The 26765-nt window shown below is 40.4% G+C and carries 22 protein-coding genes and 1 tRNA gene; 12 read left to right on the forward strand and 11 right to left on the reverse strand.

Annotated features, from left to right (window positions below):
• The 3 genes from PIECOFPK_RS10380 to PIECOFPK_RS10390 are packed head-to-tail and all read left to right on the forward strand — an operon-like array spanning window position 1 to window position 2058.
• Window positions 1-672 (forward strand): hypothetical protein, encoded by a 672-nt coding sequence (locus PIECOFPK_RS10380; protein WP_409965812.1) that lies wholly within the window; start codon window positions 1-3, stop codon window positions 670-672.
• Window positions 642-1427 (forward strand): sensor histidine kinase, encoded by a 786-nt coding sequence (locus PIECOFPK_RS10385; protein ID WP_330975723.1) that lies wholly within the window; start codon window positions 642-644, stop codon window positions 1425-1427. The genes PIECOFPK_RS10380 and PIECOFPK_RS10385 overlap by 31 nt, the downstream gene beginning before the upstream one ends.
• Complete coding sequence (locus PIECOFPK_RS10390; RefSeq protein WP_409965813.1) at window positions 1417-2058, forward strand: response regulator; 642 nt, start codon at window positions 1417-1419, stop codon at window positions 2056-2058. Before PIECOFPK_RS10385 ends, PIECOFPK_RS10390 begins: the two co-directional genes overlap by 11 nt.
• 35 nt (window positions 2059-2093) lie before the next feature.
• Here the strand turns inward: PIECOFPK_RS10390 and PIECOFPK_RS10395 are convergent, their stop codons facing one another.
• On the reverse strand, window positions 2094-2831 hold the full coding sequence (locus PIECOFPK_RS10395; protein ID WP_409965814.1) for a copper homeostasis protein CutC: 738 nt from the start codon (window positions 2829-2831) through the stop codon (window positions 2094-2096).
• A gap of 29 nt (window positions 2832-2860) precedes the next feature.
• Window positions 2861-3871, reverse strand: coding sequence for an isoaspartyl peptidase/L-asparaginase family protein (locus tag PIECOFPK_RS10400; protein WP_409965815.1), 1011 nt, complete (start codon window positions 3869-3871; stop codon window positions 2861-2863).
• Window positions 3872-3985: 114 nt separating this feature from the next.
• Between PIECOFPK_RS10400 and PIECOFPK_RS10405 the strand changes: the two genes are divergently transcribed.
• Window positions 3986-4528, forward strand: a complete 543-nt coding sequence (locus PIECOFPK_RS10405) for an NADPH-dependent FMN reductase (RefSeq protein ID WP_330975719.1) — start codon at window positions 3986-3988, stop codon at window positions 4526-4528.
• A complete protein-coding gene (locus tag PIECOFPK_RS10410) occupies window positions 4529-5233 on the forward strand; it encodes a class I SAM-dependent methyltransferase (protein ID WP_409965816.1) in 705 nt (234 codons plus the stop codon). It begins immediately after the preceding gene.
• Here PIECOFPK_RS10410 and PIECOFPK_RS10415 read toward each other — a convergent pair whose 3' ends face one another.
• On the reverse strand, window positions 5234-5701 hold the full coding sequence (locus PIECOFPK_RS10415) for a nuclear transport factor 2 family protein (RefSeq protein ID WP_330975717.1): 468 nt from the start codon (window positions 5699-5701) through the stop codon (window positions 5234-5236).
• A gap of 97 nt (window positions 5702-5798) precedes the next feature.
• Here PIECOFPK_RS10415 and PIECOFPK_RS10420 point away from each other — a divergent pair, with 97 nt between their 5' ends.
• Both PIECOFPK_RS10420 and nagB read left to right on the forward strand, forming a co-directional pair.
• Complete coding sequence (locus PIECOFPK_RS10420) at window positions 5799-7457, forward strand: beta-N-acetylhexosaminidase (protein ID WP_330975716.1); 1659 nt, start codon at window positions 5799-5801, stop codon at window positions 7455-7457.
• Window positions 7458-7515: 58 nt separating this feature from the next.
• Window positions 7516-9441, forward strand: a complete 1926-nt coding sequence (gene nagB, locus PIECOFPK_RS10425) for a glucosamine-6-phosphate deaminase (RefSeq protein ID WP_409965817.1) — start codon at window positions 7516-7518, stop codon at window positions 9439-9441.
• Window positions 9442-9666: 225 nt separating this feature from the next.
• Here nagB and PIECOFPK_RS10430 read toward each other — a convergent pair.
• Window positions 9667-9737: transfer RNA gene (locus PIECOFPK_RS10430), tRNA-Cys, on the reverse strand.
• 62 nt (window positions 9738-9799) lie between these two features.
• On the opposite strand from PIECOFPK_RS10430, the gene PIECOFPK_RS10435 reads away from it, so the two are divergent.
• The 3 genes from PIECOFPK_RS10435 to PIECOFPK_RS10445 all read left to right on the forward strand — a co-directional run bounded on the left by PIECOFPK_RS10435 (window position 9800) and on the right by PIECOFPK_RS10445 (window position 11993).
• The gene (locus PIECOFPK_RS10435) at window positions 9800-10669 is read left to right on the forward strand and encodes a nucleoside phosphorylase (RefSeq protein ID WP_409965818.1); all 870 of its coding nucleotides are present in this window, start codon (window positions 9800-9802) and stop codon (window positions 10667-10669) included.
• Window positions 10670-10747: 78 nt separating this feature from the next.
• A complete protein-coding gene (dapF, locus tag PIECOFPK_RS10440) occupies window positions 10748-11521 on the forward strand; it encodes a diaminopimelate epimerase (protein WP_409965819.1) in 774 nt (257 codons plus the stop codon).
• Window positions 11522-11546: 25 nt separating this feature from the next.
• On the forward strand, window positions 11547-11993 hold the full coding sequence (locus PIECOFPK_RS10445) for an NUDIX domain-containing protein (protein ID WP_409965820.1): 447 nt from the start codon (window positions 11547-11549) through the stop codon (window positions 11991-11993).
• Here the strand turns inward: PIECOFPK_RS10445 and PIECOFPK_RS10450 are convergent.
• From PIECOFPK_RS10450 to PIECOFPK_RS10475, 6 genes are all read right to left on the reverse strand, one after another.
• Window positions 11990-13090, reverse strand: a complete 1101-nt coding sequence (locus PIECOFPK_RS10450) for an AI-2E family transporter (RefSeq protein ID WP_330975271.1) — start codon at window positions 13088-13090, stop codon at window positions 11990-11992. The two genes, PIECOFPK_RS10445 and PIECOFPK_RS10450, sit on opposite strands and share 4 nt — an antisense overlap.
• 116 nt (window positions 13091-13206) lie before the next feature.
• Window positions 13207-13914 carry an endonuclease/exonuclease/phosphatase family protein gene (locus tag PIECOFPK_RS10455; RefSeq protein ID WP_409965821.1) on the reverse strand — a complete coding sequence of 236 codons (708 nt, stop codon included), beginning with the start codon at window positions 13912-13914 and terminating at the stop codon, window positions 13207-13209.
• A 271-nt stretch (window positions 13915-14185) separates the two neighbouring features.
• On the reverse strand, window positions 14186-15625 hold the full coding sequence (locus tag PIECOFPK_RS10460) for a pectate lyase (RefSeq protein ID WP_409965822.1): 1440 nt from the start codon (window positions 15623-15625) through the stop codon (window positions 14186-14188).
• 4 nt (window positions 15626-15629) lie between these two features.
• On the reverse strand, window positions 15630-17192 hold the full coding sequence (locus PIECOFPK_RS10465; RefSeq protein WP_330975268.1) for a DUF4957 domain-containing protein: 1563 nt from the start codon (window positions 17190-17192) through the stop codon (window positions 15630-15632).
• A 24-nt stretch (window positions 17193-17216) separates the two neighbouring features.
• Window positions 17217-18998, reverse strand: coding sequence for a RagB/SusD family nutrient uptake outer membrane protein (locus PIECOFPK_RS10470; protein ID WP_330975267.1), 1782 nt, complete (start codon window positions 18996-18998; stop codon window positions 17217-17219).
• A gap of 51 nt (window positions 18999-19049) precedes the next feature.
• The gene (locus PIECOFPK_RS10475; RefSeq protein ID WP_409965823.1) at window positions 19050-22238 is read right to left on the reverse strand and encodes a SusC/RagA family TonB-linked outer membrane protein; all 3189 of its coding nucleotides are present in this window, start codon (window positions 22236-22238) and stop codon (window positions 19050-19052) included.
• A 337-nt stretch (window positions 22239-22575) separates the two neighbouring features.
• On the opposite strand from PIECOFPK_RS10475, the gene agaR reads away from it, so the two are divergent.
• Window positions 22576-23340: a transcriptional repressor AgaR gene (agaR, locus tag PIECOFPK_RS10480; RefSeq protein WP_330975265.1), complete on the forward strand. Its 765-nt coding sequence runs from the start codon at window positions 22576-22578 to the stop codon at window positions 23338-23340.
• Between the two features lie 4 nt (window positions 23341-23344).
• Here the strand turns inward: agaR and PIECOFPK_RS10485 are convergent, their stop codons facing one another.
• Window positions 23345-24250: an AraC family transcriptional regulator gene (locus tag PIECOFPK_RS10485; RefSeq protein WP_409965824.1), complete on the reverse strand. Its 906-nt coding sequence runs from the start codon at window positions 24248-24250 to the stop codon at window positions 23345-23347.
• Between the two features lie 144 nt (window positions 24251-24394).
• On the opposite strand from PIECOFPK_RS10485, the gene PIECOFPK_RS10490 reads away from it, so the two are divergent.
• Entirely contained in the window at window positions 24395-26746 is a 2352-nt protein-coding gene (locus tag PIECOFPK_RS10490) for a DUF5703 domain-containing protein (protein WP_409965825.1), read from the forward strand.
• The last annotated feature ends 19 nt before the right edge of the window (window positions 26747-26765 follow it).

Raw genomic sequence — 26765 nt, forward strand, 5'->3', positions numbered from 1 at the left:
ATGGCTCCCGTAATGAAAGGGATAAAGGAAATATTAAATATTTTGGATAGCATAGGACCGGTTGTGGCTACGTTGCTGCTTTTCATCAACCGAAAGAAGTTATCCAGAGAGATGTATCCTATTATGTTTTTCTGCATTATTCAATTATGCTGCAACACCATTGCTACAATAATTGAAAAAGTATTTGACGGGAACAACTATTGGGTGTATAAAATCAACGCCACCACATCCTTCCTATGCCTTTCCTATCTCTTTCTAAAAAAACTGTTTCAAATAAGCAACATAGCGTTTTCACTATTTCTATTCGTATATGCAGTCATCAACATGCTGCTTCTATTTCAGGGAGACGGAATTTCCCAGTTCAACAGCACCAGTGCCGCTATTGAAAGTCTTGCGATTGTAAGCTTTTGCCTTTATTTCTTCTATGCAAGACTGATTAATACATCCGAGGAAATCAGCATTCCCGAGACCAGTATATTCTGGTGCATTGTAGGAATATTTACTTATTATGCCGGGGCTTTTTTTATTTTTATATCGTACAAGTATCTTATTCACAGCGATAGTGCTACGGTAGGAATTTTGTGGAGATTTCATAATATATTGCTGTTCATCTGTTGTGCGTATATTAGTTATGGCGTTTTATGCAAAAACTATCGAACGATATTATCGTAATTCTGAGCTCCTCGGCCTTTCTTTTTCTGATAACATTGTTTATCGTTTTCCTGTTAATGGCATACAAGCGCAGAGATTATAAACATCTACAGGAAAAACAACTATTGGAAGAACATTTTAACAATCAGCTGCTACGCTCTCAAATAGAAGTACAAGAACAAACCTTTATGCAGATCGGGAAGGAACTTCATGACAATGTGGGACAATTGCTAAGCACTTCGCGCATGCTTATCGGACTTGCAGAACGAAGTATGACATCGCCGCCTGATGCGCTGTTCACTGCTAATGCTACGCTTGGAAAAGCGATTAGTGAATTGCGTTCACTTTCCAAATCACTTGATAAAGAGTGGCTGTCGCAGTTTAATCTCATCGAAAACTTGAAAAATGAAATTACTCGAATAAATGCCACAGCCACTATTCACGCTTCTTTACAAGTAACCCATCAGCCGGCACTACCCTCTTCCAAGCAAATTATCCTTTTTCGCATTATTCAAGAGGCTATACAAAATGCTATTAAACATAGTGGCTGTGACAAACTCATCATCAGTCTATCGAAACAAGATGGACACCTTGTAATCACCGTATATGACAACGGGAAAGGTTTTCAAGCAGAAGTATGTGAAAAAGGCTTAGGATTAAAAAATATGGAATCCCGCACACAGCTGCTGGGAGGCAAGATCAATTTTATATCCGAACCCGGTAACACTACCATTACCATACATATACCTGAAAACAAAAATCACTATGAAAACTAAAATAGGACTTGTCGACGATCATCAACTTTTTTTAAAATCTCTGAGTTTGCTCTTAGAAAGCTTTAATACCTATGAAGTTGTTCTGGAAGCTTTAAACGGGAAGGATTTGCAAGAAAAAATAAAAGGCAGAAAAGAGCTGCCCGATATCATCCTGATTGATGTAAATATGCCCGTGATGAATGGCATTGAAACTACTCGATGGCTTACAGAAAACTATCCATCCATTAAACCGGCAGCTTTAACCATGAATGCTGATGACAACACCATTATATCTATGTTTAAAGCCGGCTGTTGTGGCTATCTGTTAAAAGACACCCATCCTAATGAATTGGAGAAGGCTTTAGAAGAAATAGACAAAAAAGGTTATTATAATGCTGATGCCTGTAATATTAACTTCAGAAGGATTCTAATGAAGGCTGATGAGATAGGAGAATTACAACTCACTCCGAAAGAGCTGACTTTTCTGCAGTACGCTTGCAGCGAACTCACCTATAAGCAAATTGCGGCAGCCATGAATTTAAGCGAACGCACCATTGACGGCTACCGTGAGACTTTATTCAAAAAGTTTAATGTACAAAGCCGCGTAGGGCTTTGCTTGGAAGCTATCAGAAAAGAATTGGTGAAATTATAAAATATTTTAAAGTGGATAAACCCAATCTCCATTTATCAAGATAAGCTATTTAGCAGATCCTTGAGTTGGCGCACTGAAGAAGTATTTACCGAATAATGATTATTCTCCGTACTATCGGCAAAAGCTTTTGGGAAAAAGCCCATCTTACTATGCTGTAGCTCACGTAGAGAGGTGTGAAACTCTCGACAGCCGGTCTTTTGAGCAAGAGTTGCTACATTTTCGGCACGCACCCCACTACCCGGCATAATAATAATTCTGCCTGCCGCGATGCGGTTCAGCTCTGCAATCAATTCCACCCCTTCGGGAGCTGTCAACTGTTGACCACTAGTCAGAATTCTTTCACAGCCTATTTCTATCAATTGCTCAAGTGCTCTATACGGATCTACACATCTATCAAATGCACGATGAAAGGTTACTTTCAAAGGGTGCACTGCCTCAACAATCCGGGCCGTACGCTCCACATCTATACTACCATCTCTTTTTAAGAATCCTACTACCACACCATCACACTGAAGTTCTTTACATTGTAGCGCATCTTGATACATACAATCATATTCCTCATCAGTATAAAAGAAATCGCCACCCCGCACCCGTATGATGGGATAAATTAGCGTAGAAGGAAATTGTTCCCGACATTTTTTTATGACCCCAAACGACTGGGTAGTCCCCCCCTCACCCAGATTAGCGCAAAGCTCTATACGATCTGCACCTCCAGCTACTGCATTCTTAGTAGATTCAAAATCAGAAGTAGCAATTTCGAGTATATATGCCAAAATTTCTAAAATTTAAGAGTGTTCAATAATTAGTGAAACCAGCTTTTTACCTCCACCAATTTTTCGGTAGTTACAGTTTTTATGGCATAATTAAAACCTTTATGTAGTGCATAAGCACCCACTACACCATACTTGTTAATTGCAAGGAAAGCTACTTGTATTTTTCGAGCATCCTCTCCTTTAATTTTTACGATACGCTCAATTACTTTCTGGCAGGCCACTTCAGGACCATACCCCTGACGCATATATGCAACTACACTACTAGAGCCTGCCACACGAATAATATCTTCACCCTGACCGGTAGCTGTGCATGCCCCTACTTCTCCATCCACGTACAATCCAGCACCGATAATGGGAGAATCTCCTACTCTACCCCTCATTTTAAATCCCATACCACTGGTCGTACAACTTCCGGCTAGGCGTCCCTGCGCATCTAACGCCACCATTCCAATGGTATCATGATTCCACTCTCCGTTTATCTGAGCTGGTGCAAACGGTCCGTGTGACTGATTCTCCCGGTTAATCTGCGGCTCATATTTCGAATTTCGCAACCACTCCTCATATGCTTTTGCAGCCTCTGATGAAAGTTGTTGTGGCTCTAAAGGGAAACCTTCAGCTACAGCAAATTGCTGAGCACCACTTCCCACCAACATTACATGTGGTGTTTTTTCCATAACACGTCTGGCTACAGCAATAGGATGTTTAATTCTTTCCAAAAAAGCCACGCTACCACAGTTAAACTGATGATCCATAATGCTGGCATCCAGTGTTACAATGCCATCCCGATCAGGATTAGCGCCCAATCCCACGCAGCAATTAATCTCATCCTCAGTTACCATAACTCCTTTTTCAACGGCATCCAGAGCGCTTCCACCTTTGCCCAAAACCTCCCAAGCTCCCTTATTGGCGCGCAAGCCCGCATCCCAAGTAGAAACAACAACAGGACCATTAATAGCGTCGGTTTGGGCAAGAGTTTTGCTCCCCAACACCCCAAAAACTCCCGTAAGTGCACTTAATTGTAAAAACTTTTTGCGATTCATAGGACGTATTTATGGATCGAAAATAGTATTTTAAACATATGTTTGCAATTAATTTAAATCCGAAATAAACAACAATTACTCTAGTTCACTGTTACATAGCTAAAAGATTAATACATGAACATTGAAATTATATCCGGTAGTCCCAGAAAAGAAAGTTTAACCGTAAGAGCAGCATATACTTTACAACAATGGTTTGAAAAAAATACCAGTCATCATATAGGTATTATCGACTGTAGAGAATTTCAGCTTCCATGGGTAGAAAGGGCATTTAATTCTATTGACAATACTCCTGATGAATGGAAACCACTGTTTGAACGCATTTTTAAAGCTGATGCTTTTATCTTCGTGTCACCGGAATATAATGGCAGTTATTCTCCTGCATTAAAAAATTTGGTAGATCATTTTCCCAAACAATTACATAAAGCGCTGGGCATTGTTACAGCTTCGAATGGTGCATTAGGAGGCATGAGAGCTGCTCAGCAGCTGATTTTACTGGGAGCAGGAGTATTTACTATCGTCAGCCCACAACTACTGATTATCCCGCAGATTGATAAAAAAATAGACGCACAAGGCAATTTGCTGGAACCCGCCTTTGAAAAAAGCATCCACAATTTCGCTTCCGAGTTTTTGTGGCTGGCAGAAAAATTAGCACAATAGATGAAATCCACTATTGACGAAATTCGTGAAAGATTCGATAAAGACGTAGAACGTTTCTCCAATTTGGAAACCGGCCAGCAATCCACTATTGATTCCACGATTTCGTTGGAGCTGATTACCGAAGCGGCCAAAAGAGTTGTTCCTCATGCCACCCATTTGCTGGATGTAGGCTGTGGTGCCGGGAACTATACGCTGAAAATGCTTTCCAAGCTACCCTCTTTACATTGTAGTCTCGTAGACCTGAGTAAGCCCATGCTGGAAAGAGCCGAAAGCAGAATCAAAGCCGTGCCCAATGGAGGCATCGAAATTTATCAAGGAGATATACGTACCATATCGTTACCTGAATTATCGTTCGATATCATTTTAGCTGGTGCTGTTTTACATCACCTGCGCGAGGATCAAGATTGGGAAAATACATTCCAAAAACTATACAAATTATTGAAACCGGGAGGCTGTTTATTTATAAGTGATCTCGTAACGCAGGAAGACGAAGCCGTGCACCATTTTATCTGGGAGCAATATGGGAAATACCTCGAAGGCATAGGAGGAGCGGCTTATCGTAACAAAGTGATGGATTATATCGAAAAAGAAGATTCACCACGCTCTCTCACCTATCAGTTACATCTTATGCAAAAAACAGGATTTCAAAAAATAGAGGTTTTACATAAGCATTTATGCTTTGCAGCCTTCGGTGGTATTAAATAACTAGCGATTGTTCATATAAGTCTCTAGTCGCTTCCTAGCTTTTTTAAATACGGAGCGTTTCATATAATATGTCCAGCCAAACAAATAGCCTTTCCAACCGAAATGCTGAGTCATCCAGGTATTGATATTAAAGGCATCACTATGCTCCACAATGATCCCCTTATTGATACGCATAAATGCCTTTGCTTTTTTGATTATTTGACGTCCAGTAACTATATCATTATACTTTGCGGTCCAATTACACGTAATGTATTCTTCATCGATTTCCGTAATGGTTCCGAATGTCAATGAAAAATGATGAACCTCTTTGCAAAACAGTTCCCACATACAGTGCACTTCCTGGCCTTGTAATAAACCATACACCGGATTGCTATAGACGATATCTTCAGCATAACAACTGTTCATAATCGCTGCATTTCTACGGCTAAATGCCTCATAAAACTTTTCTACCACTTGTTTGTTTGTCATACTAAAACTTTTTAAGCAACCGTTTGCACTTACCGTACCGCAATATACTCTTAAAAAAATACTTATCTTGGCACACAATATCTAAAACCTAATTTTTATGCGCAAAATCTGTACTTTTCTCCTACTATTTATTATTGCTTCTCAACTGATTGCACAGGAAATCAGCATCATTCCGAAACCTACCTCTCTAACAAAGAAAACCGGAACATTTGTTATTACTTCTAAAACGCCTATTATAGCTAAAACCCAAGATGATATTAAATCGGCAAACTTCCTTAACGACTACCTCAAAACCTGTTACGGTTTCCAATTACCCATTAAATCTTCAGGTAATAACGGTATCGTTATTACGTCTATCAATACAGCCGACAATAAAGAAGGGTATACCTTAGATGCCGGTCCCAAAGGAATTAAAATAAAAGGCAACTCTCCTGCAGGCGCCTTCTATGGTATTCAGACGCTGTTACAATTATTACCTGTTGAAAAATCAAATGTATTAAAAGTTCCAGCTGTTGCCATCAAAGATGCTCCGGTAGCTGGTTATAGAGGATTGATGCTGGATGTATGCCGTCATTATTTTCCACTGGACTTTATTAAAAGATATATTGATTATATCGCCTTTCATAAAATGAATACCTTCCACTGGCACCTGACAGAAGACCAGGGATGGCGTATAGAAATCAAAAAATATCCAAAGTTAAATAGTGTGGGTTCTTGGCGTAATGGTACTATAATCGGCCGGTTCCCAGGCACAGGGAATACCAATCAGCGCTATGGCGGATATTATACCCAAGAAGAAGTAAAAGAAATTGTAAAATACGCAGCAGACAGATTCATCACCGTTATACCTGAAATAGAAATGCCAGGTCATGCCAGTGCAGCCATTGCAGCCTATCCGCATCTGAGCTGCTTCCCTGAAAAATCATCCTATGAATACTTTATAAAAGAAAAAAACAAACCCGAATATTGGGCTGGAGATACTATAGGCAAACAGGTAATGCAAAGTTGGGGTGTGTATGCCGATGTTTTTTGTGCCGGCAAAGAAAGTACCTTCGAGTTTTTGCAGGATGTATTGGATGAGGTATTACCTTTATTTCCTTCCCAAATTGTACATATCGGCGGTGACGAATGTCCCAAATATAATTGGGAAAGATGTCCTAATTGCCAAAAGCGTATTCAAGAGCTCAACATCAAATCAGACGAAAAACACAAAGCCGAGCACTATCTACAAAGTTATTTTGTACAAAGAATCGAAAAATATTTAAACAGCAAAGGCAAAATTCTTATTGGCTGGGATGAAATACTGGAAGGTGGCTTAGCTCCTAATGCATGGGTTATGAGCTGGCGTGGTGAAAAAGGAGGTATCGAAGCAGCAAAGCAACGCCATAACGTAATCATGACTCCCACAACCTATGTATATCTCGATTATCAACAAGCCCCTAAAGAAGATTCTGTAACCATTACAAATAATCGCTCGCATCTATCATTAGAAAAAGTGTATAGCTGGAAATTATTCCCCGATGCATTAACCGACGAAGAAAAACAGTATATCAAAGGAGGACAAGCCAATCTGTGGGCCGAATATATTTCCAACCCAAGAAAGGCAGAATATATGTTGTTCCCACGCGTATCGGCGGTGAGTGAAACATTATGGACCCCTCAGAGTGAGAAAAACTGGGATGATTTTGTAAAGAGAGTTGAAGTGCAGAAGAAACGCTATAAACTCTGGGGAGTAAACTTCTATGGTAATGATTAAGTTTGCACTCTTAAGGATAATGATTCTACCTCTATAACTGTAAACTGAGCAAAATACAATGAGCAAAGAGCAGAAAAATAGATTTTTGGATAGCCTGGAAAAAATTCCTGTAAGCATTTACCCTGATGTAAAGAGTGGTTCCATTGCTATCGCCCGGATTATCGCCGATTTAATCCGTTCCAAGCAGGCGTCCAATGAGCCATGTGTGCTGGGTTTGGCTACTGGCTCCAGTCCTAAAACTTTGTATGCCGAACTGGTACGCATGCACAAGGAAGAAGGGCTGAGCTTTAAAAACGTCATCACTTTTAATCTGGACGAGTACTATCCCATCAGCCGAGAGGCCGTGCAAAGCTATTATCGCTTCATGCACACCCATTTGTTCAATCATATAGATATCGATCCGGCTAATATTCATATTCCTAACGGAGCTATTGATAAAAGTGAAATCAAAGCTGCATGCTTGGAATATGAAAAACAGATTGAAGCCGTAGGTGGTATTGATCTGCAGATTCTGGGTATTGGTAACAACGGTCATATAGGATTTAACGAACCGGGATCGGGCATATACACCAAAACCCGTTTGGTCAATCTTACCAACAGTACGCGTTTAGCCAATGCTTATGAATTTGCCAACATTTCCGAAGTGCCGCGCATGGCCATTACCATGGGCATCAGTACCATTCTGAAGTCTAAACAAATCGTACTGATGGCTTGGGGTCCGGCCAAGGCCGAGGCTGTGAAAAGAGCCGTGGAAGATGAAGATACCGAACAAGTGCCGGCCTCTTTCCTGCAGAATCACGACAATGTAACCTTTGTGCTGGATGAAGCGGCCGCTTCGCAGCTGACCCGCTTTAAATCGCCCTGGCTTACCGGTGAGTGCGAATGGACTCCGAAGATGATTAAAAAAGCTGTGGTAAATATGGCGCTGCAGACCGGCAAAACCATTCTGAGTTTGACCAATGAAGATTACAACGATAACGGCTTGGGCGACCTGTTGGTGGAAAAAGGCGATGCCTACGAAATCAACCTTCAGGTATACTACATGCTCCGGGATACCATTACGGGCTGGCCTGGGGGTAAGCCTGGCGTAGAGATACCCAATCATCCGGAGCGTTCCACACCTTACCCCAAGCGTTGTCTGATTTTCTCCCCCCATCCCGATGATGATATCATCAGCATGGGTGGTACTTTTCAGCGCCTGCACGACCAAGGTCATGAAGTACATGTGGCCTATCAGACCTCGGGCAATATTGCAGTAACGGATGAGTTTGTTACCCGCTTTTTAGACTTTGCCGTAGGTTTTAACGAAGTGGCACAGATCCACTCCGACATTCCTCAGAAGATATTGGATGAAGCCCGCCTGTATATTGCGGAGAAACAGCCGGGTCAGGTAGACACACCGATTATCCGTGAGATTAAGGGATTGATACGTCGTTGTGAGGCCAAGGCTACCTGTAATTATGTAGGTATCAAGCCCGAGCATGTACACTTCCAAAACCTGCCGTTCTATGAAACGGGCACAGTGGAGAAAAAGCCACTGGGGGAAGAAGATATTCAATTAACGATGGAACTGCTGCGCCAAGTGAAGCCGCATCAGGTATACTGTGCGGGTGATTTTGCAGATCCCCATGGTACCCACTTGGTATGTTTCCATGCGGTACTACAAGCGCTGCAACGCATCAAGGCAGCGGGAGACGAATGGATTAAAGACTGCTGGTTGTGGTTATACAAGGGAGCCTGGCAGGAGTGGAATATCGAGGACATAGAGATGGCCATACCAATGAGCCCTACACAGGTACGCAAGAAACGTTTTGGCATCTTTATTCATCAGTCTCAAAAGGATAGTGTACCGTTCCAGGGTAGTGATGACAGGGAGTTCTGGCAGCGAGCAGAAGAGCGTAATGCAGCTACTGCAAAGTTGTATGCCGACTTAGGACTCACCCGTTATGCAGCCATGGAAGCTTTTGTGAGATGGCATTATTAGCAATCAACATTCTTCTATAATAGTACGCACATCAACCCGCCTAAAGGCGGGTTTTTATTTGATATATCCAACAATGCTTGACTGAAAAAAATGTCTACAAAAAACTCCGCCCCAACAAAATAAAATGAGAATAAAACACGTTAAGATTCCTCAGGAAATATTACTATTGAAGAAGTAAAATGAAAAAATCCGCTTCAAGAGCGGACTTAAAAATTTTGAAATAGGAGGTCTCGAGCGGATTCGAACCGCTGTAGGAGCTTTTGCAGAGCTCTGCCTAGCCACTCGGCCACGAGACCGTTTTGAAGGCTTGCAAAAATAGGGTATTTTTGATAAAATATCATACTATAAATAGAAAAATATGAGCAGGATTGCAGAAAGTGAGCTTATACTGAATAGTAGAGGCGCAGTGTATCATCTCGATTTACGTCCGGAAGAAATTGCAGATACTGTTGTAACTGTGGGCGACCCTGATCGAGTAAAGGAATTTAGCAAATATTTTGATACAATAGAAGTAAAACAACAGCATCGAGAGTTTGTTACACATACCGGAACTATCGGAGGCAAAAGACTCACCGTGCTTTCATCCGGCATTGGACCCGATAATATAGATATTGTAATAAACGAACTGGATGCATTGGTGAATATCGATTTCGAAACCCGCCAGATTAAAGAACAATTATCCAGTATTAACATCATACGCGTAGGCACATCGGGTTCTTTACAAGAAGATATAGGAGTGGATGAATTTGTAGCATCTACTCATGGCCTCGGTCTCGACAACCTACTTAGTTTTTATAACAAGGACAAGGATAATGAAGAAGTAGAGTTAATACAAGCATTCGTTACGCATACCCAATTAAAAAGCGATCCCTACATCACCGGAGCCTCCCCTTCTCTGCTTAAACATTTTACAGACGGATTTCATCAAGGCATTACCGTGACCTGTCCGGGGTTTTATGGCCCTCAGGGACGTGTATTGCGTTTAGGCATTAGCAATCCTCATTTAATTGATCGCTTGACCGACTTCAGATTTGGTCCCCATCGTATTACCAATTTTGAAATGGAAACTTCTGCTATTTACGGTCTCGGAAAACTATTGGGACACCATTGCTTAGCTTTAAATGCGATCGTTGCCAATCGTATCAAAAAAGAATTTACAAAAGACGGTAAAGCTGCCGTTGAACGGTTAATAAAAAAGTTTTTAGAGATATTTGTCAAGAATTTCTGATTCATATTTCATACCACACTGTAAAACATACTAAAGCATATTTATTCTCAACAACAATTTAAAAAACATTCCATCAACATGCATTTTTATAAATATCAAGGTACCGGAAATGATTTTGTGATTGTGGATAACCGCGAAGGGAAATATCACGAGTTATCGCAAGAGACCATTCATAAAATTTGTGACAGAAGATTTGGCGTAGGTGGAGACGGATTTATGCTGCTCAATAATAAAGAAGGTTATGATTTTGAAATGGTATATTATAATGCTGACGGACGATTAGGTACTATGTGCGGCAATGGAGGACGATGTATTGTAAAGTTTGCTTATGATATGGGCATTAGACGCAGTGAATATAAATTTTGGGCAGTAGATGGGGAACATATTGCTACTATACAAAAAGGAATTGTTTCGCTAAAAATGTCGAATGTAAGCACCATACAACAATTCGAAGATCACGTTATCCTCAATACAGGTTCGCCCCATTATGTGAAGCAGGTAACCAACCTTAAAGAGATGAATGTATTTGAAGAAGGGAGAAAAATCAGATACAGCGATACTTTCAAGAAAGAAGGTATTAACGTAAATTTTGTGGAACCTATCAACAATCATAGTTGGCGTGTAAGAACATACGAACGAGGCGTGGAAGATGAAACTTATGCATGTGGTACTGGAGCCGCCGCAGTAGCTCTAGCCTTTTCGAAAGAGGAACCGGGGAAAAACAGTATTGACCTCGAAGTTCTGGGGGGAAAACTACGGGTTAATTATACCAAAAACGAAGATGGCACTTTCAGTGACATCTGGCTTAAAGGTCCTGCTGAAAAAGTATTTGAAGGTACAATAGATATATAAACGGAAAGGATAAAGGATACAAAGCATGATAAAAGCTATCAACCTACGTGTGTATGGTGTGCTTGTAAATGACAAAAAGCAGATATTGGTGAGTGATGAACGGATATATTATAACAACCAAGAAATCACCAAGTTTCCCGGAGGTGGACTGGAATTAGGAGAAGGGACAATAGATTGCATTATTAGAGAATGTAAGGAAGAAATTGGTATTGATGTAGAAGTAGTAGATCATCTGTACACTACCGACTTCTTTCAGCAATCAGCTTTCAATCCCGAACATCAGATTATTTCTGTTTACTACCTCATAAAGCCTCTAGAAACTTTAGATATTCCGGTAAATAATGGTTCCGCAGTATACCCCGAAGAAGTATCGGAAAACTTTCGATTTATTGACTGGTATTACTTTAATGAGGATGTTATGACGCTGCCCATCGATAAAAAAGTTGCGAAGCTTCTGAAAGAAAAATATTAAGCGCCTGTAATATTTCCGGAATCAGATTTGTCGGATACTACATTAGAAGATACAGGTTCGACTGCAGGCACATAATCGTCATCATCGGTATTTACAAACTCATTCATATATATATCATACAATACCATGATGTAGCTCAACAACAATGGACCAAATACCAGACCCACAAAGCCAAAAAGGCTCAACCCTACCAATACACCAATAATAGTAACCACCGGATGTGTATTACCTATCCTTTTCAATAACGTAATACGCGCCACATAGTCTACATTTCCAGTTACAACCAGATGATACAGTAACAAAAGTGTTGCATTTAGTGTGTCGCCCGTCGCATACATATATATCACCACAGGCACCCAAACAATCATAGTACCCACAACAGGAAAGAAGGCACACACCCCTGTAAGAAAACCGTACAGTCCCCAGTCCTTTACACCAAAAATAGCATAACCTATAGTTGCTACTATACCCTGAATAATTGAAATCAACGGAATTCCTAGTGCATTAGCAATAACCACCTTTTTAGTTTCGTCCGATAATATCTTAATATTTCGGCGCTTCAATGGTACAGCTTTAGAAAGATAGCGCTCTATATCGCTCCCATGATAAAGCATATAATACAGCACAAAAAGCATTATTGCCAAATTAGAAACTAAGTTGAGTGTACTATTCAATAATTTGGGCAAAAATGAAGTAACCGTATTAACAGCACTTGATAAGGTATTTTCAGAAACAATGTTAAATCCGGTTCGTTGTTGTATGACGCTAATAGTATGCTTTGCAGAATTAACAATAGCCGAAGGATCGGCAAGTATAGCATTCACTTTAGGACTTATTAAAGTTACTGCTATGGTAATGGGAATGCCCAAAACAATCAAATAAAAAATTATAAATAGTAAGCTAGTAAGCCCTTTCTTCCATTTCCTTTGATATATAAACTTAAAATACTGTTTACGGCTCACAATATACAATGTAATGGCGCCTAACAACCCCGGCAAAAATGCAGTCAGCTCCCTCACCACAGTTATCATCATTACCAAAATAATAGCCAGCAGGAGAATCTGTTTAATACGTTCGTTAAAAAGCTTTTGAGGCATAGGTATAGGCATTAGATTAAAAAATGGGAGTCGCTCGCAATTAATTATAAATATCCACTATATAAATATAAGTAATAATATCAAAAACCTATTTATTTATAAACAATACTACTTATTTAAAAATGCAGCTTCATTACCGCAGTTACCGGCAAATGATCCGACGCATAAGTTTCATTCACTACCTTATGCAGAATTACTGAAAATGCGGATTGGGGTTTATAAGCAATAAAATCAATTGCCTTCTTAGGATTTACTGCCGGAATGGTAGGTTGGCAAGGAGAACAAGTTCTCGTGAATTGATTATCTAACAATTTGATTACTTCTGATCCTTCTTCGGCATTAAAATCTCCCGCCACAATCATAGGTACTGCAATCGTATCGGCAATGGCATTGATTGTTTTGATTTGTAGTAGTCGGTTAGCAGGATTTCGCATAGCATCCAAATGTGTCGAACCAAATTTCATTTTTTTACCTCCCGGAAGATGTACAGTAGCCATCGCCAGCACACGTGGCTCTCCCTGAGAGTTAGCTTCCATAGGCAACTTATAAGTATGGATGTCAGACAATGGATATCTTGATAAAATAAGTACCCCGTAGTCACCACCGTCATGATCTATTGCTTTTGCAAAATGAAAAGCCTTTAAATTAGTCTTGGAGGCAAGTAATGCTGCCTGATTGATTCTTCCACTACGGCCCGTATTCACATCTACTTCTTGCACTGCCACAATATCAGGATCTTCTTGTTTAATTGCGTTGGCTATAGCATCAACATCTATCACACCTTGTTTTGACGGCGGATTGCAATGATGTATATTATAGCTCATAACCTTAAGCGATACTACACCTTTACTAACCTGCGTTTTTGAGGCACATGAGATGATAATGATGTTGCAACATAATGCAAGGACAAAGTAATAAAACCTCATTGTTTTCAGTAATCAGTAATAAAAATATCAACCGTGCTTATCTCGGCATTTCGAGCTTAACAATATTAAGATTATTCTGAAATATTGGGAAAAATATGTTTTAGTGTAATGGCGAGTAATTTATACTACTAGAAAATATAATTAAACGCAGATTTGTAATTTATACACATTAGTATTGGGGAACCAAACTATTGATATAAACTTCAATATTGGTATAATATTTATGCAATGTATTCATTGAAGCATCTGCTGGATCATTCGGATTTAGTCCATTTTTGAGCTCCCAGTCATCGGGGATACCGTCTTTATCCGTATCCAATGGTACTGCTGCACTTTTCAGTACGGGCCAAGCCGATTTTGATGTTTCGTAATCCGTTCCATGAGGGTAACCTCCTTGTACGTCAATAATGCGGCCAGTTCTATTTTTCAAATCTCTTATAATACGTTCATCAAGCGTATCTCTTTTGGGTAAAAAGGCTCCGGCTTTTTCAAGCACCGAAGTATAAGCTTCTGCAGCTGTTTTTAGTGGAAGAGGTTCTACCTGAAATGGCTGCCCCACTACCGCACGTCGTTTATCATTTTGATTGGCGGCTTTATCCATGTGTATGCCTAGCCAATTATTCTTAGAAACTTGAGGAGCCTCATCTACAATATTCCCATTCACATAAAACGCACCCAAAGACAAATGCTTTTGTTGCGGCGTAGAAGGATTAACAATACGATATTTTACAGAAGATTTTGTATCAGGTCCATACTTAAAATAATTATTGACAATATTATATCTTCCTCCTTCTCCTCCATAAATGGAGTTTTTTCCCCAGTTATAGATTACATTATATCTGAAGTCAACCAACTCATCCTTTGCGCCCAAACGGGCACCGTTAAATCGGGGAGTACGACTGTTACAATGAGCAAACAAATTATGATGTGCACTGAAATGGCTACCTCCCCAAATACCACCAAAACCATGCTCTTCAAAATCAGTATCTCCTTCTTCAAAATGATAAGAATAATTCAGCGGCTCATAAATCATGCTCCATTGAATGGTGGTACTATCACCTCTATATATAGAGCACACTTCATCTGTGCTCCAGCTCATGCTACAGTGATCAATTATGATATGCTTTCTGCCGACACCACTTAATGCATCATCTGCACCGGCGCCAGGCGTCTGTCCCTGGTTCTGATACCTATCGCCCATACGCAAGCGAATGAAGCGAATAATAATATTATCTCCGGTTAGATGCACAGGGTAATCCGCAATGCAAATACCATCTCCCGGGGCCGTCTGTCCGGCAATGGTAACATTTCCCGGAATATTCAGTCGGGACTTTAAATGAATAGTACCAGAAACCGCAAATACAATAATACGAGGCCCCTTCGTCATTAAAGCATGACGCAGGCTACCTTCCCCATCATCATTTAAGTTAGTAACTATAAGCACCTTCCCGCCTCTTCCTCCGGTAGCATATTTTCCAAATCCTTCTGCTCCGGGAAAAGCTACCGGTCTGGCATCACCTTTATCCTGACCGGTAGCGAGAAAGGAGCAACTAATTAATATCAATAAAAAAAACGACCGCGTCACATTGGTATTTAAAGCAATATTCATAAAACTATTGTAACCAGCGAGGATCTCCTACCCCTGCAATTTTTAGATCCAGATTAGTAACCGTGAAATCACCTGCATCCGGATTTACAAATCCTGGATTCAAAGTAGTGTATGGACCTGGGTCATTTTTAGCATTAGCCACCGAGCTATTTGTAAAGTTAGGTGCATTATAATAGTTATTGTTACTCCTAGCTACGATATTGGTTGCCGCCTGATTGCTATAGTATCCTTCAGAATTAACAATGAGGTTCTTTGAAAAAGTAATCTGATTAGATGCAAGACGAATATAGAGCATCCGATTAGAGCTACTCTTAGCAATATTGTAGAAAGTATTATTTTGAATATCGATAACACTAGTAACAGACGGGAAATTGGTAGAACCTCCTGCATCCATTCGGAAAATATCCCGTGCGGCCGCACTGTTATACACAGTATTATTGACGAATGTAAATGTGGAGCTCAGTCCATTACGAAAATCTATAAAATCACCACCACTACACTCTATGTTGTAAATTATATTGTTTCTATATAGCACCGAAAGAATCCAGGCTTTCTTATTTACATACATTACCCCTTTTACATAATTGAATATGGTACAGTCTTCTACTTTCAAATCGCCATAGGCTGTATTCATATCATCGTTGTAAACAAGAAACTGATTTCCATCGAGAGCACCGGTACCGTCTATAATCAGATCTTTTAATTGCAAACCTGCACCATTTGAAATACGCAGTACAACTCCTTTGAGCACTGGCTTTTCAGCAGGCTTAGCACCTTTAATGGAAATAGATTTTGAAATAAAGATATCTTGGGCCACATATGTTCCCGGCATAAGAGCAAAGACATCTCCATCAGAAGCGTTTTGCAAGATATTAGTCAAGTCGTCATCGGGAGTAACTTGTATTGCTCCGCCTAAATCAATAGGGGTTGTAAATGTAATCGTTCCTCTAGTTTTAGTTCCGTTGAGCAATCGTGCCGTATAAGTAGTTTCTCCCACCAATCCAGTAATAGTAGCGGCTCCGGCACTTACTTCTTCTGCTGTAACACTATGAGTAATATTTCCTGGTATCAAAACGATCTGAGTAGCTGCTTCTCCGGCCGGCCATCTCAATACTACCGAAGTAGGTTCTATTTCATTTAGATCAACCGGATAAAATATTTGCTCCGCATCTGTTGTAAAAGTAGCGCTCACCCACTTTGAGTCCTCAACGCCTTCTCCTACTGCTTTTACACGTACTACATATCGTGTTTCTCCATCAAGACCAGACACCGTATACGGTACTTGATCCAGCGTAACCCCCTCAACAACCCGAAAAGGAGCTCCGGAGAAGTCGGTACCACTGCTACTTTCATAAATCTCAATAGTATAGGTACCTGCTTTTCCTACTTGTCCCCAACTCAATCTTACAGAGGTTCGATTTACAACGGTGGCTGTAAGCTTAGTAGGAGAAAACAACCTTGAGGTTTCAAGAGAAGTTCTTTCTTTCTCGATAGTTTTGGTACATCCATAGCTGCACACAACCATCGCAGCCAATATTATGGAGCAAAAATTACACGCGTATTTCATAACAGAAGATTTTGGGTGAGGTATTTAGAAGTTATACCCATCATTGTTCAGTTTACCGTTACTATTATCAATAAATACTTGCCAGATAGGCCAGAACTGTTGTAAATTAGGATCCCGAACAAATAGGGCATCCCAATAATTCACCTGATCTCCAGATGCAGTCATAGTCCACCTTTTACTATTGCCATAATTAAGGGCTGCGCCTTCTTCGTCAGTATCACCGAAGTTCAAACCGTAAATAATAACAGTTTCACCATCGTCGGCAGTCTTGTAATAAATATTTCTGGGTAATGAGGCATAAGGCCCGGTTCTATTTTCCAACTGCTCCAGTTTTACTTTAGCTTCATTCAGTTTAGTGCTTAATAAGTTCCATCTGATCAAGTCCGCCTTACGAAGCATCTCTCCTGTAAACTCCAGTGCGCGCTCCTTAACGATAGCATTAAAGAAAGCCTCTTTGCTTACAGTAACAGCAGACATATAAGCATTTACTTTTTCAGGATTATTAGGGAACGCTCTTTCACGAATCATTCTCAAATAAGGGGCTGCAGCCTGAGGACCATCAAGCTCGTTAATGGCTTCTGCTGCCATCAGAATTACGTCAGCATAGCGCATATACATCCAGTTCAGACCGTCATCATTAGAAGATGTAACACGTCTTGGCAACCATTCATATCTGTATTTTCCAAATTGCCATCTTCCTAATGAGGTGGGCACCTGAACACCGTTAGTCCACTCGTAAGGCACACAAGTTACATCACGACGTACATCATCCTTATCATATTCATAATACATAATGGGATTAGGACCATTAGTGCCACCACGGTTTTGCCCTGTATATTTATCAGTAGTAGTGTGTCTTAAACCTAAATCAAAGATCACGCGACCGCGGCCTTCGCTGAACGGAATTTCCCATAAAGACTCAAGCCCTGCCTGTCCGGTTTCAGCACATAGTGTTCTGAATACTTCTTCAAAGCCTAGCAAGCGACAAGTACCGCTATTAATCACATCCAAGCACTCTTGCTTAGCTATCTGATACATTTTTTCGGGAGCTAGATCCGGATCATTACTTCTACGGATTTCATTATTGGCACGTTGAGAATATCCGCCCGCGGCTAATGCGATTCTCGCACGAAGACCTTTGACGAACGCTTTATTCACTCTTTCAGTGGTAGAAGTAGCTGCAGTTTCGTTAGGCCATGCCACTAGTTCTGCGGCCTCCCTTAAATCTTCCAGCAGTTGTTTGTAAATCACATCTCTGTCTGCTCTTGGGAGATAAGTGGTTTCGGTAGTAACCGGTTCAAAACGTGCCGGCACATCGCCCCAACCTTTTATAAGATCGTTATAAACAACAGCTCGCAACGTAAGCATTTCGCCGAGAATCTGTGCTAAATCCCGATTGTTTTTATAGTCACCATAAGTTCTAATACCTCGGATAGCCAGATTTGCTCTTTCTATACCTTCATAAAACTTTGCCCACGCATTATTATCGGTATTCATCTGGCTGTTATTTACATTGGTATTATAATTCGATAGCCAGGCCCTATCATCGTTTATTGACTTGAGGGAGTTATACACTTCACAATCTGTATTGATCCCATAATATACCAGATAGCGACCTCGATAGGAATTGGTTTCACAGAAAGACTGGATTACTCCGGCAATAGCTCCTTCCGCCAGGCTAGGCGTGGAAAAAATTACTGCTTCGTCCAAAGAGGATTTGGTGGGCGTATCCAGCAGCTTCTTACAGGATCCGGTTATTATTACTACCGAAACCAGCAAACATATTTTATATAGTGAGGTTCTCATTGTTAAATCATTTTTGGTTAAACAAGCTATGCATTTCCTATTCACTTTATGCTAGAAAGAGAGATTTAAACCCAGTATAATCATCCGGCTACGGGGGTAGGCTGAATAATCCACACCCGGTGTAAGCGCCGTTTTTCTGCGCGTAGATACTTCAGGATCGAAACCTGAATAATTGGTAATACAGAATACATTATATCCGGTAGCATAGATACGTGCACTTTGTAAACCGGCCTTACGGGCTATAGACTGTGGTAAATTGTACCCCAGCGTGAGTGTACCCAACCTTAGGAAGCTTCCATCTTCCACAGCCCAATCAGTAAATATGTATCGACTCATGTAAGGAGACCACATGGTAGTATTAGCATTCATAGCCGCTAACTCTTCGGGGTCATTAGAAAGCGTCCCGTCTGGCCGCAAATTGGTCCAACGTTTGCCTTCAGCCATGATATCAATCATGTTTCTTCCATGGTATTTGCTGGTAGAAGTGTATTCTACTTTGTTAGCATTGTAGATATTGTTGCCATAGCTCCAGTTAAACATCGCACTTAAGTCAAAATCAAAAATTCTTGCATTGATAGTAAAGCCCCCTGTATGCTTAGGATTGGCATCTCCGATAATTGTTTTATCCGAAACATTCACCACATTATCCCCATTTACATCCTGCAGTTTTAAAGATCCCGGTCTGATCGTACCTACAATGGCACTGGCATCTGGCACGCCTTCTTTTAAAATCCAGCGTCCTGTACTAGGATTGTAACCCTCAAAATCAGAAACCTCATACCTACCGGTACCTTCTAGGCGATATCCGTACATTTTTCCTACAGAACCTCCTACAGCTACCCAATAATCGGTACCCACTTCGGTAGAAGCCCAGCCTGACTCAGCACCAAAGTTTTCCATCAGGCCGAGTGAAATAATCTTATTTCTGTTAAACCCTATATTACCACTAAAACTTAATCCAAAGTTTTTCTTATCGATAGCGTTCCAATTCAACGTAATTTCCAATCCCTGGTTACGGGTCTCGCCCATATTACGATATTGGTTATCATAACCGGTTCCAGATACGGGGAATAAAATCAATAAGTCTTTAGTGCTGTTGCGATATAGATCAATAGTACCGGTTAATACCTGATTTTTGAGTGTGAAGTCCAATCCTACGTTCCGGGTAATGGTAGTTTCCCATTTCAGATTGGGGTTTGCCATAGTTTTGGAAGCTGCCCAATAGCTGTTATAACCATTTACCCATGTAGTGGTACTTACATCAAAAGTCTGCACCATCTGCCCTGAAGGAATATTGTTATTTCCAGCAGTACCATAGCTGAGGCGCAGCTTCAAATCGTCAAACACATTGCGCAACCCACTAAAGATATCTTCTGAAGAAATACGCCACGCACCAGCAACAGAGGGGAAATATCCCCAACGATTCCCCTCGGAGAACTTGGAGGAACCATCAGCACGGAACGTTACAGACAATAAATATTTACTTCTATAGCTATAATTAGCTCTTCCAAAGAACGATAAAAGACGATCATCAGGGTACAAATAATTATCTACCGAGTTCGCAGCACCTTGGGCAGACAATTTTAAAGCATCATAAAATGTAAATGTGCGTGGGAAGCCATGAACCACTGTTGTTAGCATTTCCTGACTCACATTAATAAACTCCTGTCCTACCAAAACATTCAGATCATGATTGCCTGTAAGAAGCTTTTTGAAATCATAACTGAAAGTATTGGTATTACGCATAGCTCTTTTTAGCATCTTCTGCATTTGTATAGCGGGCAACCCCTGATTCTCTGCAGAAGGTACATTTTTTACATAATAGGTAGTAGGACCGTAAAAACGATCATCATCATAGTGATATTCATCCATACCTACTTCAGTCTTAAGCTGAGCATTCTCAAAAGGACGCCATCCCACACTAAGCCCTAGGTTCAGATTGACTCTCCGCTGTCTTCGGTCATTATCGTATACCGCCACTATGGGATTATACATATTGAACGCATCATCGGTTTCTTCCGCATCGGTGAGTCCTCCTACAGGTATAGGCGGATAAATCATGGCATACTTCAATCTTGAATCGGCGGAAGAAACTTCATTTTGCTCGTTCATCCCACCACCCTCAATGGTAGCTTTAGAATACCTCATCGAGAAGTCGGTGGTTACTTTAGCATGTGGTTTAGCATTGAGCTTAAGAGTGAGGTTATCTCGAGTAAATCCTGATGACAACATGATAGCTTTGTCGCTTATATGGGTATAGCTCGCAGCATAACGAAGTTTATCGCTACCTCCATTCATACTAAGATTATGGTTCATAGTATGCCCTATACGTCCAAATACCTGCTCCAACCAATCGTTGGGCTGCGCTTCTGCATACAAGTCAATATCTTGCCAGTTGCCTAAATAACGAGTAAAAGTTTCATCCAGCTTATTATCTAACAAGGCGCGTTCATATTGCCATTTTACATAATCCAGCGGATCGAGTACTGTGAGTTTATTCGCTAGCTTGCGATAACCACCATAACCGTTGTAATTCAGTCTAAATTTTCCTGCTTTACCACTCTTGGTAGTAATGATGATAACTCCATTAGCTCCCCGAGAACCATATATGGCTGTGGAAGAAGCATCCTTTAATACGTCGATAGATTCGATATCACCAGGAGCAATATCCGATATAGAGTTTACAGGAAAGCCGTCTACAATCAGCAGTGGGCTGTTATCGCCGGTAATTGAGCCGCCGCCACGTACCCTAATTTTTACTTCCGCATCAGGAGACCCCTCGGTAGTGGTTACCTGTACTCCGGCCAACCTACCACTCAAAGCTTCCGACGGGTTGGCAACGGGAATTTTTGCTAAATCTCTACCAGACATAGTAGCCACTGCACCGGTTAGATCCCTTCTTTTAGAAGTACCATAACCAATTACTACCACTTCATCTCCTGTGACAATATGCCTCGCCATCACTACATTCACTACAGAAGATGTTACGGTAATGGTTTGTGAGGTAAATCCTGTAGCAGTAAATACCAGCTGTTGTGTTCCTGTACGCGGAACATTAATGGTAAAAGAGCCGGCATTATCAGAAACTGTGGCAGTATTAGTACCAGACAAGGTTACCGTCACCCCGGCTAAAGGAGCCCCTGTTTCATCCAAAACAGTTCCTTTCACTTCACGTGACTGGGACCAAGCCGATATCGTGCAGATAAAAAGAAAAAAAACGAACTGGAAAAGTTTTATCATATAGCGTTTTTTTAGTCGTCAGTGACAAACAATCTGCGCAAGTTTAACCACTTTTTAGCAACACCAGACAGTACAGGACGGATTTATTTACGCAAACGTTTTCATGAACAACGGGCAACACTACACTATTATTTTAAAAGTAAGGGGAAGTAGGGCTTTTGAAACAATAAAGTGCTGCATTTTGCCGAGAGCAGTAATATTTAAAAATAGCACCTCCTATTTTTAACCTTTTGCAGGCAGTAAAGTCAAACACATTACAATCATTTTCTAGTAGTAACATATTTAAAATGAGAGAATCATTACATTTAGTATTTTTGACACCCATATTCAGTAACTAATGAGCAACCTACTAGAACGGCATCAGCAAATTATAGAACTGATCAAAAAGGAAGGAAGTGTAAAGGTAACAGACCTCTGCGCCCTGCTTAATGTGTCTTCCGTTACAATAAGAAAAGATTTGCAGTTTCTGGAAGATAAAAAACTGCTGTATCGTACTCACGGTGGAGCCACACTCACCAATCCGTATATTGCTGATCGACACGTTGAAGAAAAAGTAACATTGCAGGCTGCAGAAAAACAAAAAATTGGCGCTTATGCAGCCAAGCTCATCGAGCCCAACGATTGTATTCTGATTGCCTCCGGAACCACGGTTCAGTATTTTGCAAAAAACATTGTGGCTAAAGAGAATCTCACTGTTGTCACTTCGGCACTAAATGTAGCACTGGAGCTCATTCACCATCAGGGAGTGGAAGTAATACAATTGGGAGGTTTAATGCGTAAAACTTCCGCTTCTGTTACAGGTACGTACGCCGAAGCAATATTAACCGACTTTTCCTGCAGTAAACTGTTTTTAGGGGTTGATGGTATTGATTTAAATTATGGACTTACCACGTCTAGTATGTCGGAAGCACTACTAAACCGAAAAATGATCGAAACTTCTCAAAAAACAATTATCCTAGTAGACTCCAGTAAATTCGGGAAACGCGGATTTGGCAAAATCTGCAATATCGACGATATTGAGCAAATTATAACCGACTCCAACGTCTCAGAACACACCATTAAAACGCTGGAAAGTATGGGGGTGGAAGTAACGATAGTCTAAATAATTAATGCTTATTAGCAGCACGATATTTTATTGGGGGCATTCCAGTAATTTGTTTGAACCTCTTAGAGAAATAATACGGGTCATCAAAACCCAAATTAAGAGCAATTTCCTTAATAGATTTATCCGTAAAATCTAACTGCTGGCACGCCTGCTGAATTTTCATCTGCATGAAATAGTCCATCGGAGCATACCCGGTTTGTTGTTTAAAAAGATTGGAGAACCGTGAAACAGAGTAATTGGTATGAGCACTAATTTGCTTAAGTGTTAACATATCGGTTATATGCTCCTGCATATACAAAATAGCATTCTCCACACAGCCCGGTTTAGTATCGGGGGTGGCAGGATGATGGCGTGAATTATAAATAAACAAGGATAAAAAATGCTGTAAACTGATATTAGCGAAAAACAGATTATCCAAACTAAACCCCAATTCAAGCGTCTTATACATCTTATTAAACACAGTGGGCGCTTCACCATTGTCTTTAACAAGGCGAGGCTTGAAATCCTCCTTCACCGTATGCATTTTATTAAACTCAGGTAAACATTTACCACCAAAATGTACCCAGTAAATGCTCCAAGGGTCATGCTCTGTACTACCATAGGCGTGCTCTACATGCTGCGGAAGTATAAAAAATTCGTTCGGCCCCACTTCATGCTTCTCCCCATCCAACATGTACCACCCATATCCATCTACACAATAGAAAAGAAAATTTTCAGGAAGTCCATGTTTACGTTTTGTATAATGTCCTTTAGCCTTGGGATAGAACCCCAGACTGGCGATATACAGATTATTTAACAATGGGTTTACTATAATATTAGATCGCAATACCGGTTTGGGTATTTCAATTCTTTTACGTCCCACTCCATACCAGATATTTTTATGTGATCCTTGTTTTACTTCCGTCATGACAAACCTTCTAACTTTTCTGAATATGCTGGTTCAGATCTAATCAAAAATAGGTTATTATTAAAAAAGTAAAAAGTACAATATACTTATACATTGCATGACTCCTCTATAACAGAAAGGTTTAATTCCTTATATTCGGGCACTATGAAAATTTTAAAAAGAATTACAAACTTTATTTCATTCCTACCTCATCTTTTGGATATGGGCAAAGTTTGCTTATTGCCTTTAGCACTTTTATTTCACTCATTTGCTCATAGTCAGGTACTACCTGATTCCTACAATATCGTTTGGACTTCTCAAAGCAATAATGCCAGTGAATCTATGCCTGTAGGCGGAGGTGATATTGGTTGTAATGTGTGGGTGGAGAATAATGACTTACTGATGTATTTTTCGAAAAGTGGAAGTTTTGATGAAAATAATACATTTCTGAAAAGTGGTAGAATACGACTTCGATTTTATCCCAACCCATTCAACAATGCCAGCTTTAAACAAGAACTGATACTGAAAGACGGATATATTAAGATTGAAGCTGCAGATAATAATATTCGACTTCAGCTAAAAATATGGGTAGATGTTAAACATCCGGTCATACATATACAAAGCCAAAGCAGTAAACCGTTAAAAGCGGAGCTATTGTATGAAAATTGGCGGTATACTGATCGCTTACAGACAGGCAAAGAGAATAATGCAAATTCCTGGAAATGGGCCAAACATGTAGATGTTGTTACGAAAAAAGATGAAATTCATTACGAAAACGAAGGTATTGTATTTTACCATCGTAATAGTGGTGCTGATGTATTCGATGCAACAGTAACACAGCAAGGTTTGGATTCTGTCAAATCACAATTATTTAACCCTCTTAAAAACCTTACAAGTGGGGGATTTATCAAAGCTCCTCAATTTATACAAGGCTACGTAGATAGCGGCATTTATGTAAACACACCCTACAAAAGCTACAGTCTCATTTCAAAAGCCCCACAAAAACATCATTCTATTGAAATTTTCCTCTACAATGAACAAACGGAAACGCTGAAACAATGGAAGGATGCGGTATATCGACTTGCAAAAAGCTATCGAAGTAATCATCAGCAAACAATCCGGTGGTGGAATCATTTTTGGGAAAGAAGTTTTATTGTTATCGATACATCTCAATCGAACACCGAAAGTTGGCAAGTAGGTCGCAACTATCAGCTATTCCGATACATGCTGGGATGCAATGCCTATGGATCTTACCCTACAAAGTTTAATGGGGGACTTTTTACGGTAGATCCTGTCTTTACCGATAGTACTATAAAAGGCACACCGGACCATCGCAACTGGGGGGGCGGCACTTTTACAGCACAAAACCAGCGGCTGGTATATTGGCCTATGCTGAAAAGTGGTGATATCGACATGATGAAACCCCAGTTTGATTTCTATAATAGAATTTTGCCTACGGCTATACTGCGCACAAAAATTTATTGGGGACATAAAGGAGCCAACTTTAATGAGCAAATAGAGAATTTCGGCTTACCCAATCCTACAGAATATGGCTGGAAACGGCCCGCAGATTTTGACCCCGGCATTGAATACAATGCTTGGTTGGAATACGAATGGGATACAGTGCTCGAGTTCTGCATGATGATACTACAAACCCATTTCTATACAGGAAATGATATTGGCGATTATATTGCGCTCATTAAAAACGCATTGGTATTTTTCGATGAGCACTACCAGTATCGGGGTAAGCTTAGGAGCAACAAACCACTTGATGAAAACAATTATTTAATTCTCTATCCTGGATCGGGTGCAGAAACGTTTAAACTAACCTATAATGCTAGCGCCACCATCGCTGCATTAAAAGCAGTAACAACAGCATTATTAGCCACAGGAACAAAATATCTCACAAGTGAAGGAAAACAATATTTCGAAAAATTTCTATCTCGTATACCTCCCCTTCCCTTTATGAGTTATAACGGTAAACCCACGATTGCTCCGGCCCGGCTTTGGGCAAGGGTAAATAATACCGAATCACCACAACTATATCCCGTGTTTCCTTGGGGGCTTTACGGAATAGGAAGAAGTGGGTTAGATACTGCTATCAACACTTATCATCTAGACAGTTTTGCATTGAAATTCCGTAGTCATATTGGATGGAAACAGGATAATATATTTGCTGCGCGCTTGGGTCTCACAGAAGAAGCGCAACGCCTAACCACTCTAAAACTGAAAGATAGCGGAAGACGTTTCCCTGCTTTCTGGGGGCCTGGATTTGATTGGGTACCAGATCACAATTGGGGAGGTAGTGGTATGATTGGCCTGCAAGAAATGCTACTCCAAACCGTTGACGATACAATTTATCTTTTTCCTGCATGGCCTAAAGAATGGGATGTACATTTCAAATTACACGCTCCTAAACAGACCACTGTGGAAGCGACTCTTAAAAACGGAAAAATCACATCGTTAATAGTATTACCTAAGGAAAGAGAAAAAGATATAAAAATATTATTACAATAACATAGTACTTATTAGCAGC

It is taken from the genome of Chitinophagaceae bacterium C216 (genome assembly GCA_028485475.2).
Classification (GTDB): Bacteria; Bacteroidota; Bacteroidia; order Chitinophagales; family Chitinophagaceae; genus Niabella; species Niabella composti.